This window comes from Nonomuraea sp. CX421 (assembly GCF_059358955.1).
Genome location: NZ_JCADBK010000009.1, coordinates 245,321 through 259,911, shown reverse-complemented (window position 1 = coordinate 259,911; position 14,591 = coordinate 245,321). Strand labels below are relative to the sequence as shown.

Here is a 14,591-nt window from a genome sequence, read left to right as displayed (position 1 = left end):
CGATTCAGGTGTTCGACTTGAGGTGTTCCGCGCAGCACTGGACCGCGTCCGCGCGCAGTTGGCCGAACGATCGGTTACGCCCCACCGGCCGGGCCAGCAGGCCGAGATCGATGGCACGTTCGAGCACGTCAGGGGCATCGGATTCGCGGTAACGGCGGCCGCCCTGGCTGACGTCGTTCATCAGGACCTTCTTGGGATCGATCAGCCGCCCGGTGTCCTTGCACTTGCACTTCGCGGGCAGGGACCACGTCGCGGCGATGGCCGATAAGGCATCTGGGAACAGCAGCAGCCAGGCTTCGATCTCCGAGACGGCCAACGCATAGTGCGCCCGGCCGAGGGCGGACTCCAGGGCCTTCTGCACACGTTCACGCACGAACGGGTAATCATCGCTGTCGACCTGGTCGAGGTCCTCGTGCACGAACACGCACGCCACGCTGGCGTTATCCCGTACGGCCCGCGCCCGTACCTTGCTTGCCAGGACTTCAGCGCGGGCGGTGAGGTTGGCGCCGGTGGCGTGATGAAGCCGCACCTTGTCGCCGATTTCCACGAGCCGGCCGGCCTCTTCGTGGGCCGGACACGGGGGCCTCCTTTCCGGCTCACAGATCACCGCCCAGTGCTCCCGAGAACCACAGTTCGCCGAGCGGAAGCCCTTCACTCGCCCGCACGATCTCCTCGACCTTGGCCGTCGAGATCGCCGGAATCAGAGAGGCTCCGTCGTCGCCACGCTCACAGATCACGATTTCCTCAGGCTTGAGGCGATCGACCAGGGCCGGTGAATGGGTCGCGATGATGAACTGGCTCCTCTCGCTGGCTTCTCGGACTCGCTCCACCAGCAGTTCCAGCGCCTGAGGATGCAGGCCATGATCGATCTCCTCCACGCAGGTCAGCGCGGGCGGGTCCGGATCGTGGAGCATTGCCAGCAGTCCGAGCAGCCGAATTGTGCCGAATGAGGCGTCCAGCAACTGTGTGGACTCGCGTAGCCCTCGCTCTTTGAGCACCAGCACGACAGAGTGCGACGCACCGGAGGGATGCTCGAAGTCGAGCGCTTCGAGCTGAGGCAACACCTCCACGGCATCCGCTTGCAACCGGTTCCAGGCGTCGCCGTGCCGATTACGGAGCCAGAGCAAGAACCCCGCCAGGTTGGCGGCATCGTCCCAAAGCCCTTCGGCTCCGCTCTTCGGCGCTCGCGATGGCAGGGACGCCCTCACCACGTCCACATCGAAAACCCGGAAGGTACCGAGATGAGCGGCCACGCGCATCGGACCGAGGCTGAATCCCTCAGAGGACAGGCGGGGAAGCGTGGAGAGTCCGCTGCTCAGCGGCTGAATACCGATCTTCTCGACCGAACTCGCTTCCTTGTCGACCGAGAGGCTGTCGACGGCGCCTCCGTGGTCTCCCATCCGAATCACGTTGTCGGACGGCTCATCGGCTTCCGAAACGTCGACCTCCCGGGCCGTCGCCACCTCATCGAGGATCTTGATCGTCCTCAGCCGGTGCCGCTGGGTGCCGAATCGGAAGACCTCTTCTCGGGCCAGCGGCTCGCCATGGATGGTCAAGATGTACTCGTCCGCGCGACCTTCGGCGAGTGATGACCAGTTGCCCTGCAGACCGACGCTGATGTGCTCAGGCTGCGCCTCGCCTCCACGGAACACCAGACGGTCGAAACCGCCTCGTTCCTCGAGCGCAGGGCGGAGATCAGTGCGAACGATGTCGGCCAGGAAGCGGAACACCTCCAGCACGTTGCTCTTGCCCAGCATCCCGCTCTCCGTGGAGTCAGAGAATCGGCTGGCGGTGGCACCCTCCCGCCGATCAAGGCCGGGCATTAAGGTGAGGTCCGGTAAACGGTCAAACCGGTAGCCACTGGGCACCGGCCGATGGTGGCGGAGCGTCCGGAAATGCTCATTCTGTTCGGCGTACTCGCCGTGGCCAACCTGGTCTCCGTGACGTTGGGTGTCGAGGCGCTGGAGTGGGCGACCAAGCCGCTGCTCTGCCTGGTGCTGGCGGTGTACGTGCTGCGGGAGGCGCCCCGGCATCGGCTGCTGGCCGCCGGACTGGTGTTCGCCACGGCCGGGGACGTCGCGCTGCTGGTGGACGGGCGGGTCGCCTTCGTGGTGGGTATGTCGGCGTTCCTCGTCATGCAGGTCTGCTACCTCACCGTCTTCGTGCGGGAGGGCGCCTGGGACGGACTGCGGGCCCGGCCCTGGATCGCGGGGGCGTACCTGGTGGTCTGGCTGGGTGCCGGGGTCCTGCTGTGGGAGCCGCTGGGCGGACTGCGGGTGCCCGTGCTGCTGTACGGGCTGGCGCTGGTGACGATGGCGGCGTTCGGGGCCGGGCTGAACCGCGTCGCCGGGCTGGGCGGGGCGCTGTTCGCGTTCTCCGACCTCCTGGTGGGGCTCGGCGTGACGGGGACGGACTTCACCGGCCGGAGCCCGGTGCTGATGGCGACCTATATCGCGGCGCAGTTCCTGATCGTGCGGGGCGTGACCGCCGGCCGGTCCGCCGCCCGGAACGACGGCTCGATCGCGCCCGTGAGCCACCCTTCGTAGGTCCGGCCAACCGGCCAGTGCGGCGGAAAGCCGGACCAGTCCAGGACCGTGGTCCGGCAGGACGCCGTCAGCCGGTGTTCTGCAGGCCCGCCGCCACGCCGTTGACCGACAGCAGGAGCAGCGTGGACAGCCGGTCGCGCTCGTGGTCCGAGGGGTTGCCGGTGCGCAGGGCCCGCAGGGCGCGTAGTTGCAGGTGCGAGAGGGCGTCCACGTACGGGTCGCGCAGCTGGACGGCCCGTGAGAGGACCTTGCGGTTGGCCAGCAGCCGAGCGTGCCCGGTGACCTCCAGGACGAGGGAACGGGTGCGGTCGTACTCCTCCAGCACCTGCCGGGCGAAGTCGGGCCGGCCCCCCAGCGCCAGGTAGCGCTCGGCGATCGAGCGGTCGGTCTTGGCCAGCGACATCTCGGCGTTGTCCAGCAGGGCGTTGAACAGCGGCCACTCCCGGTAGGCCGCCCGCAGCTCGTCCATGGAGCCGATCGAGGCGAGGCCGGTGCCGAGGCCGTACCAGCCGGGCAGGTTGACCCGGGTCTGAGCCCAGGCGAAGACCCAGGGGATGGCGCGCAGGTCGTCGAGCGAGCGCGGCGCGCCGAGACCCCGGCGGGCCGGGCGCGAGCCGAGGCGCAGCGAGCCGATCTCCTCCAGCGGGCTGACCAGGGCGAACCACTCGGGGAAGCCGTCCGCCTCGGTGAGCGAGCGGTAGGCCTGCTCGGAGGCGGTGGCGACCTGCTCGGCGAGGGGGCGGAAACGGCTCGCGGCGGCGGCCGTGGCGGCGGCGACCGAGGGCGAGGAGGTCATCAGCACGGCGTTGGCGACCTGCTCCATGTGCCGGCGGGCGATCGCCAGGTGCCCGTAGCGGGCGAAGATGACCTCGCCCTGCTCGGTGACCTTGAAGCGGCCGGCGACCGAGCCGGGCGCCTGGGCGAGCACGGCGCGGTTGGCGGGGCCACCGCCCCGGCCGAGAGCGCCGCCGCGGCCGTGGAACATGAGCAGATGGACGTCGTGCTCGGCGGCCCAGGCGGTGAGCCGTTCCTGGGCCTCGTACAGACGCAGGGTGGCAGCGGCCGGGCCGAGCTCCTTGGCCGAGTCGGAGTAGCCGAGCATGATCTCCAGGCTGCGCCCGGTGGCGGCCAGCCGGTCGCGCACCTGCGGGATCTCCAGCATGCCGGAGAGCACCTGCGGGGAGTTGGCGAGGTCCTGGCCCGACTCGAACAACGGCACCACGTCCAGCACCGGCGCCCGGCTGCCCAGCGCGTGCTGGGCCAGCTCGTAGACGGCGGCGACGTCGGCCGCGTCGCGGGTGAAGGAGACCACGTAGCGGGAGCAGGCCCGCACGCCGAACCGTTCCTGGATCCAGGCGATCACCCGGATCGTGGCCAGCACCTCCTCGGTGCGTTCGGACAGCTCGCCGCCCGCATGGAGCTCCTCCAGCGCCGCCGCGTGCACCTGGGAGTGCTGGCGCACCTCCAGCTCGGCGAGGTGGAAGCCGAACGTCTCGACCTGCCAGATCAGGTGCTGCAACTCTCCGTACGCCTGGCGGACGGCGTGGCCGGCGAGCGACCCCTGGGCGAGGCGCAGGTCGGCGATCAGGTCGCCGGGCGCCAGGTAGGCGAGGTCGAGGTCACGGCGGCGGGTGGCCGCGATGCGGGCGGCCACGTACAGCAGCCACTGCCGGTGCGGCTCTTTGGGCGAGCGGGTGCCCAGCTCGGAGACCAGCTCGGGGTGGGCGTCCCTGGCCGCGGTCAGCGCCGCGTTCAGGTCGAGGGAGGGCGGGGCGAACTGGACGGAGGCGGTGAGCGTGCGGGCGATGCGCGTGGTGGCGGTCTCCAGCGCGGTCAGCACATGCTCGGACTGGATTTGCACGGCCTCGCGGGTGACCTTGGCGGTCACGTTGGGGTTGCCGTCGCGGTCGCCGCCGATCCAGCTGCCATAGCGGATGAACGGCCTGGCCAGCGGCGGCCGGGTGCCGCTGTCGTCGCCGAGCGCGGCGTCGAGCGAGCGGTAGACCTGGGGGACCACCCGGAACAGCGTCTCGTCGAAGGCGGCCATGGCCGTGCGGACCTCGTCGAGCGGGTCGAGTTTGGTGGAGCGGAGCTGGGCGGTGCGCCACAGCAGGTCGATCTCCTCCAGCAGCCGCCGCGTGTTCTCGGCGCGCTCGGAGGCGCCGCGGCCGGGCGTGTTGTAGTCGGTGAGCTGGGCGCTGACCCGCTGGATGGCGGTGACGACCGCGCGCCGGCGCGCCTCCGTCGGGTGCGCGGTGAGCACGGGCCGCAGCTCCATGTCGCCGACCAGCTCGGCGACGCGCTCGCCGCCCAGCTCGTCCACGGCCTGCGCCAGCGACTCGCGCTGCACCCCGCCCTCGGTGTCGCGTTCGCGCAGGGTGCGGATGCGGTAGTGCTCCTCGGCCAGGTTGGCCAGGTGGAAGTAGCAGGTGAACGCGCGGGCGATCTGCACCGCCCGGTCGATCTCCCACTCGGCGACCATGGCGGTGATCTCGTCGGCGGAGGTCTCTCCCCTGCGGGCGGCGATGACCGCCTTGCGCAGCCGTTCGACGTCGGCCAGCAGATCTTCGCCACCCTGCTCGGCGATCACCTGGCCGAGCAGTTTGCCGAGCAACCGCACATCGTTGCGGAGCTCGTCGGGCATCTCTGTGACGGCCGCACTGCGACGCTCGATCCGCTGGTCAATCATGCTTCGCAGATTACCGAGTCGCTCGGAACGGGTGCAGACCGGTCTCGCCAAATGGACTAGACCACTGGTCAGGTGGGCCGCGAGACCGCCGCCACCAGCTCGGGGAGCCGGGCGAACCCGATCTTGGCGCCGAGCCGCCTGCCGAGCGTCTCGACCAGCAGCCCGTAGAACGGCGCCAGCACGCACACCCAGGTCCAGCCGAGCGCGATCGGCACCACGAACGGCAGCGACAGGGCCATGATGCCGAGCAGCGCGCCCATGGAGGAGGCGAAGGCCTGGCCGCCCTGGCCGGGCGCGGCCCCGCTGAAGGCGTTGAGCCGCTCGGGCACCGTGTAGGGGATGGTCACGCTGGTCACCGAGCCGACGCCGAGCCCGATGCCGAGGGCGCCCCAACCGGCCAGCAGGGCGGGCACGATCGCTCCCGGGTCGCCGCTGAACAGGCTCGCGGCGACGGAGATCAGGAGGAGCACGGGTGTGGCGAGCGCCGCGTTGGCCAGGTGGCGCCCGGCCAGGTCGGTGCGGAAGCTCTCCTCGGAGCCGCAGGCCACGACGTTCATCCAGATCGACGGCCCGTCGATGCCGTAGGCGTTGCCCGACTGCAGCGCGATCATCAGCGCGCCCGACGAGGTCAGCAGGATGGCCAGCCACGGCCCGACCTCGCCGCCGCTGCCATCGCCGATGCTGTTGCCGAGTGAGAACGCCAGCACGACGGTGACCACGACCGCGGAGAACCAGCCGACCCGGAACCGGGGCTCCCGCCGGATGTACTTGAGCTCCTTCGTCACCACGGCCGCCAGCGGCCCGTCGGGCAGGAAACGGTCGACCAGGCCGCTCTCCTTGCGTACGGAGGCCGCCTGGGTGGAGGAGTCGGGCATGACCAGCGCCCGGCTGAGCGCCTTGATCCACAGCCAGCCGACCAGGAGCACGATCAGCGCCAGGACGGCCAGCTCGGCCAGGCCGGCGAGCCCGCCGTCGGAGATGGCGTGGGCGGCCAGGCCGGAGGGCGCCCACCGGAAGGCATCGGCGGTGCCGCGCAGGATCGCCAGCGGGTCGCCGAGGTCACTGTTGACGAGCAGGTTGGGCAGTTGGGCGAGCAGCACCACGAAGATCGCCGCCACGGCGAGCACGTCGCGCCCGCGCCGGGTGCGCAGCGCGCCGGACAGCGCGGTGGTGATCAGCCGGGAGGTGACCAGGCAGAGCGCGAACTGCAGGAGCACCGCCACCAGCCCGACCAGCAGGCCGCCGACGCCGGTGGCCAGCCCGGCCAGCGCGCCTGCCGTGACGATCAGGGTCGCGGCGGGCCACACCCCGGTGGCGGACGCGGTGAACATGCCGAGCGCGAGCCGCCCGGTGCTCAGCGGGAACAGCGACAGCCGCGCCGGGTCGATCGTGTCGTCCAGCCCGAACGCGAGCAGCGGCACGATCATCCAGCCGATGAGGAAGAACGTGTAGACGACGATCACGATGTCGGTCGCGATGTCGTGCGGCGCCAGCCGGATCAGGCTCATCAGGAAGAAGCCCAGCGCCGCCAGCAGCACGGCCATGACCAGGGTGAAGACGAACCCGAGTTTGCGGGACAGGTCACCGCGCAGGTTGCCGGCCAGCAGGCGGAGCTTGAGCTGGGCGAAGAGCGCGACCGTGCTCACTTCGGCTCCCCGTCACCGGCGCCGAGGTCTCCGCCTGCGAGGTTCCTGGAGCCGAGGTTTTTGGCGCCGAGCCAGGTCAGGCCGGTGTCGCCGCCGTCACGCTGGCCGCCCACCAGCGCCAGGAACGTGTCGTTGAGGCTGCGGTCGCCGCGCACCTTCTCCAGGGGGCCCTGCGCCACGATGTGGCCGCCGTTCATCACCGACACCCAGTCGCACAGCCGCTCGACGAGGTCCATGACATGGCTGGAGAAGATGACGGTGGACCCCGAGGCGGTGAAGCGCTGGAGCACCTCGGTGAGCGTGTTGGCGCTGACCGGGTCGACGCCCTCGAACGGCTCGTCGAGGAAGAGCACCGAGGGGTTGTGCAGCAGCGCCGCCGCGAGCCCGATCTTCTTGCGCATGCCGGTGGAGTAGTCGACGACCAGCTTGTCGGCGGCTCCGGCCAGGTCCATCACCTGCAGCAGGTCCTCGGCGCGCCCCAGGACGTCGGCCTTGGGGATGCCGCGGAGCCGGCCGCTGTAGTGCAGTAACTCCCGGCCGGACAGCCGCTCGAACAGCCGCAGGCCCTCCGGCAGCACGCCGATGCGGGCCTTGACCTGGACCTGGTCGCGCCAGACGTCGAGCCCGTCGACCTCGGCCCGGCCGCCGTCGGGACGCAGCAGGCCGGTGATCATGCTGAGCGTGGTGGTCTTGCCCGCGCCGTTGGGCCCGACCAGACCGGCGAAACTGCCCGCCGGGACGACGAGGTCGACCCCCGCCACCGCGACCTGCGGGCCATACCGTTTGAACAGGCCTTGTGTGCGAACGGCGTCCGTCATGGATCCACTCTAAGAGGAGGGGTTACCCTTGCGCGCATGAGCGCTGTTGCCCCAATGCCGGACATACCGGATATTCACACCACTGCTGGCAAGATTGCTGATCTCGAGCGCCGGCTCGACCAGGCCGCGCACGCCGGGTCGGCGGCGGCCGTGGAGAAGCAGCACGCCAAAGGCAAGATGACGGCCCGCGAGCGCGTGCTGGCCCTGCTCGACGAGGGCTCGTTCGTGGAGTTCGACGAGTTCGCCCGGCACCGGTCCACGATGTTCGGGCTGGAGACCCGCCGGCCGTACGGCGACGGCGTGATCACCGGCTACGGCACCGTGGACGGCCGCCAGGTCTGCGTCTTCTCGCAGGACGTGACGATCTTCGGCGGCTCCCTCGGCGAGGTCTACGGCGAGAAGATCGTCAAGGTGCTGGACATGGCACTGAAGACCGGCTGCCCGGTCATCGGCATCAACGAGGGCGGCGGCGCGCGTATCCAGGAGGGCGTGGTCGCGCTCGGCCTCTACGCGGAGATCTTCAAGCGCAACGTGCACGCCTCAGGCGTGATCCCGCAGATCTCGCTGATCATGGGCGCCGCGGCGGGCGGGCACGTCTACTCTCCCGCGCTGACCGACTTCGTGGTCATGGTCGACCAGACCTCGCAGATGTTCATCACCGGACCCGACGTGATCAAGACCGTGACGGGCGAGGAGGTCACGTTCGAGGAGCTCGGCGGGGCGCACACGCACAACACGAAGTCGGGCGTGGCCCACTATCAGGCGTCCAACGAGGAGGACGCGCTGGAGTACGTCAAGACGCTGCTGTCCTACCTGCCGTCCAACAACCTGGACGAGGCCCCGGTGTTCGAGCCGGCCGCCGACCTGGAGCCCGACGCGGAGCTCGACACGCTGATCCCCGACTCGGCCAACCAGCCGTACGACATGCACCGGGTGATCGAGCACGTGCTCGACGACGGGGAGTTCCTGGAGGTCCACGCGCTGTTCGCGCCGAACCTGGTGGTGGGCTACGGCCGCGTGGACGGCCAGTCGGTGGGTGTGGTGGCCAACCAGCCGATGCATTTCGCCGGCTGCCTGGATATCGACGCTTCCGAGAAGGCGGCACGATTTATTCGAACATGTGACGCTTTCAATATCCCGATCCTCACTTTTGTTGATGTTCCGGGTTTCCTCCCTGGAACCGATCAGGAATGGAACGGAATCATCCGTCGCGGCGCCAAGCTGCTCTACGCCTACGCCGAGGCCACCGTCCCGCTGATCACCGTCATCACCCGTAAGGCCTACGGCGGCGCGTACGACGTCATGGGGTCCAAGCACCTCGGCGCGGACGTCAACCTGGCCTGGCCGACGGCGCAGATCGCGGTGATGGGCGCGCAGGGCGCGGTCAACATCCTCTACCGGCGCGAACTGGCCGCGGCCGGTGACGCCGACGCCGAACGGGCCAGGCTGGTGACCGAGTACGAGGACACCCTGGCCAATCCGTACATCGCGGCCGAGCGCGGCTACGTCGACTCGGTGATCAAGCCGTCCGAGACGCGGGCGCACGTCGTACGGGCCCTGCGGGCGCTACGGAACAAGCGGGCCACGCTGCCCCCGAAGAAGCATGGGAACATCCCGCTATGAGCGGACACCTGCGGATTGTCCGGGGCGACGCGACCGCCGAGGAGATCGCCGCTCTCGTGGCCGTCCTCGCGGCCCGTCAGGTCGCTCCGGAGCCTCCGGCCCCGCCCAGAACACAAACATGGCGAAACCCATCAAGAGCCATGCGTAAGCCGCTCTCTCCAGGGAAGTCGGCTTGGCGGACGAGCGGCCTACCCTAGATAGATCCCGGGAAACGGGTGTCAAGTTCTCCGGGAGTTGGGACTATCTAGAGAAAGTGGACGTATATAGTCGGCCGATCAACTAACGCCGCGGCCTGGAGGACGACATGGCCATCCCAGACCTCATGCCGCACCCTGTGGCAGCTAAGTACGCCGTCCTGGTGGACGTCGGTTATCTCTACGCTGCAGCAGGTGAAGTGCTGCTTGGCGCGAAGGAACGCAAGGAATATCGGGTGGCCGCGGATGAGCTGATCCAGAGCCTCCAGAAACATGCATTGGAACGTATTTCCGGCGAACTCCTGCGGATCTATTGGTATGACGCAGCCCGTGACCGCGTGCCCACCGTCGATCAGCGGGTCATCGCCCAGCTCCCCTGGGTCAAGGTACGGCTTGGCAACCTCAACGCCCGTGGCCAGCAGAAAGGTGTCGACGCGCAGATCAGGAGCGACCTGGAGGCGCTGGCCAGACACCACGCGGTGACCGACACCATTCTGCTGGCGGGCGATGAGGACATGGTGCCCGCCGTCGAGGCGGCCCAGGCGTACGGCGTTCGCATCCACCTGTGGGGCGTCGAGCCGCCGTACGGCACCAACCAGGCCGAACGGCTCGTTTGGGAGTCCGACACCGTCGAAGTGATCACCGCTGATTTCCTGAGGCCCTTTTTCAGCCGTGCTCCGCAGCCCGTTCCGGTCGCACCGCCGGCCGCCGCCCCGTCGCCCGCCCAGGTGTTCGCCGGACGGGCTCCGGTCAAGCCGCACGTCAAGCCTGGACAGGTCGCCAAGCTCGGGCCCAGCCGCCCCCGGGTCGAGGACGTCGGCGAGCACGTGGCCCAGAAGTGGATCCTCACCCGGGGCCGCGACAACATCCGCGACCTGCTGCCGGGGCCGATCCTGCCGACCGTCATCGACACCGAGCTGCTGATCGAGGCGGAGAAGGAGCTCGGCCACTCGCTGCGCCCGTTCCCCGAGGCCCGGGTCTGGCTGCGCGACGGGTTCTGGGCGCGCGTCTACCGGGAGTTCGACCTGGGGGTCGGGGTCTCGTCCAAGTGAGCTGACCAGGGCCTCCGGCGTGGCGACGGAGGCCCTACCCGAATCAGCCTCTCCAGAGAGTCCGATTTCCGCCACTCACCGGCTTCGACCTGCTCACCCGCGATTTCACGGTGAGGTCCGATTTCCGCCGGTCGCCCGATGCCACCAGTGCGTATCGTCGAAGACATGGCACCCACCGAGCTCGACTTCGACTCCTGCTACCGGGCGGTCTCCGCGCGGGACGCCCGGTTCGACGGGCGCTTCTACACGGCGGTGACGACGACGCGCATCTACTGTCGCCCGATCTGCCCGGCCCGCACCCCGGCGACGCGCAACGTGCGCTTCTACCGCCACGCGGCCTCGGCGGAGGCGGCCGGGTTCCGCCCCTGCAAGCGCTGCCGCCCCGAGCTCTCCCCCGGCGACCCCGGCTGGGACCTGCGCGGCGACCTCGTCGGCCGGGCCCTGCGCCTCATCGACGACGGGGACGCCGACGACAGCGGCGTGGCCGGGCTGGCCAGGCGGCTGCACATCACCGAACGCCACCTGCACCGGCTGTTCGTCGCCGAGCTGGGTGTGGGGCCGCTCGCGGTGGCCCGGACGAAGCGGTTGCTGCTGGCCAAGCAGTTGCTGACCGAGACCGCTCTGCCGGTGACATCGGTGGCGTTCGCGGCCGGTTTCGGCAGTGTCCGGCAGTTCAACGCGGCCATGCGCGAGACGTACGGCTTCACGCCGAGCGAGCTGCGCGCCACGGCCCGCGGGCCCGCGGCGGCCCGCGCCGTCCGCGACGGTTCCGCCCCCGACAACGGGGTGGTCGCCGCCCCGGCGGTGTTCCGGTTGCGCCTGCACCGGCGGGAGCCGTACGACGTGGAGGGGGTGTTCGGTTTCCTGGCCTCGCGGGCCATCCCGGGGCTGGAGCTGGCCGATGCCACCTCCTACAGCCGGGCCGTCCCCGGCGGCACGATCACGCTCACCCCGAAGCCCGGCCACCTGGCCCTGGACGTCGAGGTGGACGACACCCGGCAGCTCGCCCGCATCGTGGCCCGCTGCCGCCGCCTGCTCGACCTCGACGCCGATCCGCACGCGATCGCCGCCGCGCTGGGCCAGACGTCGCTGGCCCCGCTGGTCGAGGCGCGTCCGGGGCTGCGGGTGCCGGGCACGTTCGACGGTTTCGAGCTGGCCGTACGCGCCGTGGTGGGGCAGCAGATCTCGGTCGCCGGAGCGCGCACCCTGCTGGGCCGCGTCGTGGCCAGAGCCGGGCGGGGCACCGAGGGCACCGGCCTCACCCACCTCTTCCCCACCCCGGCCGAGCTCGCCGAGGCCGACCTGCAGGGTCTCGGCCTGACCAATCGCCGGATCGCCACCCTCAAGGAGCTGGCCTCCCGTACGAGCGGCGGCCGGATCGACCTCGACGGCGGCCAGGATCCGGCCGAAGCCGTGACCGAGCTGCTCCAGGTCCCCGGCATCGGCCCCTGGACGGCGAGCTACATCGCGCTGCGCGCGCTGCGCGACCCCGACGCCTGGCCCGTCGGCGACCTGGTGCTCACCAAGCGCCTGGCCTGCCTGGGCATTCCCGATGACCACATCGAACGGTGGCGCCCCTGGCGGGCCTACGCCGCCCTGCACCTATGGAGTTCATCATGATCGAAGCACAGGTCCTGCCGACCCCGATCGGCCCGCTGTCCCTGCTGACGCGCGAGGGCGTGCTCGTCGCGGGCGGCTTCACCGCCGATCCCGAGGAGATGTACGCGCGGCTCGCGCCGGCCCTGCGAGCCGAGGGCCTGGACGCGGTCGACGACCTCGGCCCCGCCGGCCAGGCGGTCCGCGACTACTTCGACGGCGACCTCACGGCCCTCGACGCCATCGCGGTCGAGCAGCCGGGCAGCGCCACCCGCCGGCGCCTGCACCAGGCTCTGCGCGAGGTGAAGCCCGGCACCACGGTCTCCTACGCCCAGCTCGCCGAACGCGCCGGGCTGCCCAGGACGGCCGCCCGCGCGGCGGGCTCGGCCTGCGCCCAGAACCTGATCGCGCCGTTCGTCCCCTGCCACCGCGTCCTGCCCAGTACGGGCGGATTCGGGGGCTACTACTACGGCACTCCGGTAAAGGAATGGCTGCTGGCTCACGAAGCGGGAAAACTTTCGGTCATGATCTGACAGCGGTCGGTAACATCCCCGGGTGACCGGATCTTACGAGCACAAGAGCGAGTTCATCATCAGATGGCTCCGCAAGGAACGAGCCAGGTCGGCGCCTCGGTCCGTGATCGGTTTTCTCGACGCTCGCGGCATCCCCGTGACCGACGAGGCCCGGGCCCGCATCTCCGGATGCACGGACGAGGCGCTGCTCGACGAGTGGACGTTCAAAGCGCTCAGCGTGCGAAGCGTTGACGAGTTGTTCGACTGATCAGAGCCTGGCGAGGGCCGGTACGGCAAGCCCGTACCGGCCCTTCGGCGTCTGAGCGGACCTGGGCTAAGGGTTGCGCACGTTGCTCTGCACCTCACCGACCGGCACGTCGCGCGTGGCGCTCACCTCGACCGGCGCGAACTGGAACGGCACCACCCGGTCGGCCACCTGGACCGGCCAGGTGCTCGACACGGTCAGCTCATAGACCTCGCGCGGCTGGTCGATCGATGCCCGCAGATACTGCACGCCGCAGGTGAACGCGGCGCCCTTGACGTAAGGGGTGCCGACCTGGCCGCAGCCGTCCTGCACCACCTTCGCGCGGTCGTCGGTGGTGCCCGATGTGATCGTGATGTTCTGCCGCGTGGCGACCACGGTCGCGCTCATGATGCCCGGCAGCGTCGCGGTGACCGAACGCTGAGAGTCGCCGGGGTCGTCGAGCCAGACGAAGGTGGGCAGGTTGACGTAGCTCTTGACGTCGGGGTTGAGCTTGATCACCGGCTCGGGCACGGTCAACGCGGCCCTCGCGATCTCCGCCAGCTGCTCGAACGTGATCCCGGAAGGCGGCGTGGTGCCGGGGGGCACGAAGAGGAACAGCTCCAGCTCGGCCCAGCACGCCGCGCCCTCTGGGTGGCTCGTGTCGTAGGCGGGTGTCCACCACCGGCCCGGCTGGCCCTTCTTGTCCTTGAACTGCTGGACGAACCTGTCGAAGCTCCGGTCGTCGGCCTTGATCCTGGCGAACTGGGTGCGGGGGTCGGTCTGGAACTTCAGCATCGCGTCGGCGTCCAGGCCCGGTTCGTACCAGCAGGGACTCTTGACGCGGTAGCCGTCGCTCTTGCCGCCCTTGACGTCGCCCTTCAGGACGATGCTGGAGTTGGACAGCGTGATGCCCCGCTCGTTGCCGCGCTCGGTGCCCTCGATCGTCGTGTCGCCACCCGGCTTGGGGGTGGGGGCGAGGACCAGCAGCCCGGCGACCAGTGCCGGGACCAAGGGGTTCATCGTTTGCACCTTTCGTCGTCGGACACGAGTGCCCTGATGCGCCACACACCGTCGTCGCCGCGGTGCGCGAGCGCGGCCTGGTGGTAGGGCTCGCGCGTCCAGTCGGGCTGGGATGTCACCGCCTTACCGGTGCGCGTGGAGATCAGGCGCAGCTCTGACTCGTCCACGCACATGTCGATCTGGGCCCCCTTGCTCCGGGCGGCGCTGACGCGCAGGTCGTAGAGCCGCGCGACACCACGCAGCGACTGGTCGGTGTCCGTGAACTCCCGGATCCACTCGGTCGCCTGCACCTCCGCGTCGATCTCCAGGTCGCGGCTGTAACGATCGACGCCGGTGACCACGGCCTTGCGGGTGCCGATGTAGTAGTTGGTCAGCACCTTCAGCAGCGGGTCGGGGCTCGCCGGCCACTCGATGCGCACCCTCATCCCGTCGCCGACCGCGACCGTCCGCGGCCCGGCCGTGGGCGAGGCCCGCGCCGCCGTCTTCGCCGGGGAAGCCACCTCGCGCGGGGTGTAGGGCCGCTCGGCCTGGGCGGCGCACCCGGCCACCAGCGCTAACCACACGCCCCCCAACAGGACCAGCCGCATCACGCCGACGCCCTTCCCTCCCGTGGCCAGGCGTTCGGTCGCGCACGAGTGGTCGGCCATGCCC

At 70.1% G+C, this 14,591-nt stretch carries 14 protein-coding genes; 7 read left to right on the top strand and 7 right to left on the bottom strand.

What is annotated here, in order from left to right; translation table 11 throughout:
- Positions 1 to 4: 4 nt before the first annotated feature.
- Together AC5L3X_RS19330 and AC5L3X_RS19325 are read right to left on the bottom strand one after the other, a co-directional pair.
- Positions 5 to 547 (bottom strand): hypothetical protein, encoded by a 543-nt coding sequence (locus AC5L3X_RS19330; protein ID WP_494858521.1) that lies wholly within the window; start codon positions 545 to 547, stop codon positions 5 to 7.
- A 49-nt stretch (positions 548 to 596) separates the two neighbouring features.
- Positions 597 to 1,757: an AAA family ATPase gene (locus AC5L3X_RS19325; RefSeq protein WP_494858519.1), complete on the bottom strand. Its 1,161-nt coding sequence runs from the start codon at positions 1,755 to 1,757 to the stop codon at positions 597 to 599.
- 138 nt (positions 1,758 to 1,895) lie between these two features.
- Here AC5L3X_RS19325 and AC5L3X_RS19320 point away from each other — a divergent pair, with 138 nt between their 5' ends.
- Positions 1,896 to 2,546 (top strand): lysoplasmalogenase, encoded by a 651-nt coding sequence (locus AC5L3X_RS19320; RefSeq protein WP_494858517.1) that lies wholly within the window; start codon positions 1,896 to 1,898, stop codon positions 2,544 to 2,546.
- A gap of 67 nt (positions 2,547 to 2,613) precedes the next feature.
- Here AC5L3X_RS19320 and AC5L3X_RS19315 read toward each other — a convergent pair whose 3' ends face one another.
- The 3 genes from AC5L3X_RS19315 to AC5L3X_RS19305 form a co-directional block, all read right to left on the bottom strand.
- Positions 2,614 to 5,235, bottom strand: coding sequence for a phosphoenolpyruvate carboxylase (locus AC5L3X_RS19315; RefSeq protein WP_494858515.1), 2,622 nt, complete (start codon positions 5,233 to 5,235; stop codon positions 2,614 to 2,616).
- A 68-nt stretch (positions 5,236 to 5,303) separates the two neighbouring features.
- Positions 5,304 to 6,881 (bottom strand): hypothetical protein, encoded by a 1,578-nt coding sequence (locus tag AC5L3X_RS19310; RefSeq protein WP_494858514.1) that lies wholly within the window; start codon positions 6,879 to 6,881, stop codon positions 5,304 to 5,306.
- On the bottom strand, positions 6,878 to 7,699 hold the full coding sequence (locus AC5L3X_RS19305) for an ABC transporter ATP-binding protein (RefSeq protein ID WP_494858512.1): 822 nt from the start codon (positions 7,697 to 7,699) through the stop codon (positions 6,878 to 6,880). Before AC5L3X_RS19305 ends, AC5L3X_RS19310 begins: the two co-directional genes overlap by 4 nt.
- A gap of 36 nt (positions 7,700 to 7,735) precedes the next feature.
- Between AC5L3X_RS19305 and AC5L3X_RS19300 the strand changes: the two genes are divergently transcribed.
- The 6 genes from AC5L3X_RS19300 to AC5L3X_RS19275 all read left to right on the top strand — a co-directional run bounded on the left by AC5L3X_RS19300 (position 7,736) and on the right by AC5L3X_RS19275 (position 12,944).
- The gene (locus AC5L3X_RS19300; protein ID WP_189128471.1) at positions 7,736 to 9,322 is read left to right on the top strand and encodes an acyl-CoA carboxylase subunit beta; all 1,587 of its coding nucleotides are present in this window, start codon (positions 7,736 to 7,738) and stop codon (positions 9,320 to 9,322) included.
- Complete coding sequence (locus AC5L3X_RS19295) at positions 9,319 to 9,519, top strand: acyl-CoA carboxylase subunit epsilon (protein WP_189128472.1); 201 nt, start codon at positions 9,319 to 9,321, stop codon at positions 9,517 to 9,519. The genes AC5L3X_RS19300 and AC5L3X_RS19295 overlap by 4 nt, the downstream gene beginning before the upstream one ends.
- A 107-nt stretch (positions 9,520 to 9,626) precedes the next feature.
- Positions 9,627 to 10,568: an NYN domain-containing protein gene (locus AC5L3X_RS19290; protein WP_189128473.1), complete on the top strand. Its 942-nt coding sequence runs from the start codon at positions 9,627 to 9,629 to the stop codon at positions 10,566 to 10,568.
- Between the two features lie 165 nt (positions 10,569 to 10,733).
- Positions 10,734 to 12,188, top strand: a complete 1,455-nt coding sequence (locus tag AC5L3X_RS19285; RefSeq protein WP_494858511.1) for an AlkA N-terminal domain-containing protein — start codon at positions 10,734 to 10,736, stop codon at positions 12,186 to 12,188.
- Positions 12,185 to 12,697 (top strand): methylated-DNA--[protein]-cysteine S-methyltransferase, encoded by a 513-nt coding sequence (locus AC5L3X_RS19280; RefSeq protein ID WP_494858510.1) that lies wholly within the window; start codon positions 12,185 to 12,187, stop codon positions 12,695 to 12,697. The genes AC5L3X_RS19285 and AC5L3X_RS19280 overlap by 4 nt, the downstream gene beginning before the upstream one ends.
- 22 nt (positions 12,698 to 12,719) lie before the next feature.
- Positions 12,720 to 12,944: a hypothetical protein gene (locus tag AC5L3X_RS19275; RefSeq protein WP_357684429.1), complete on the top strand. Its 225-nt coding sequence runs from the start codon at positions 12,720 to 12,722 to the stop codon at positions 12,942 to 12,944.
- A gap of 66 nt (positions 12,945 to 13,010) precedes the next feature.
- Here AC5L3X_RS19275 and AC5L3X_RS19270 read toward each other — a convergent pair whose 3' ends face one another.
- Together AC5L3X_RS19270 and AC5L3X_RS19265 are read right to left on the bottom strand one after the other, a co-directional pair.
- A complete protein-coding gene (locus AC5L3X_RS19270) occupies positions 13,011 to 13,940 on the bottom strand; it encodes a hypothetical protein (protein ID WP_494858508.1) in 930 nt (309 codons plus the stop codon).
- Positions 13,937 to 14,587 (bottom strand): hypothetical protein, encoded by a 651-nt coding sequence (locus tag AC5L3X_RS19265; protein WP_494858507.1) that lies wholly within the window; start codon positions 14,585 to 14,587, stop codon positions 13,937 to 13,939. Before AC5L3X_RS19265 ends, AC5L3X_RS19270 begins: the two co-directional genes overlap by 4 nt.
- Positions 14,588 to 14,591 lie beyond the last annotated feature (4 nt).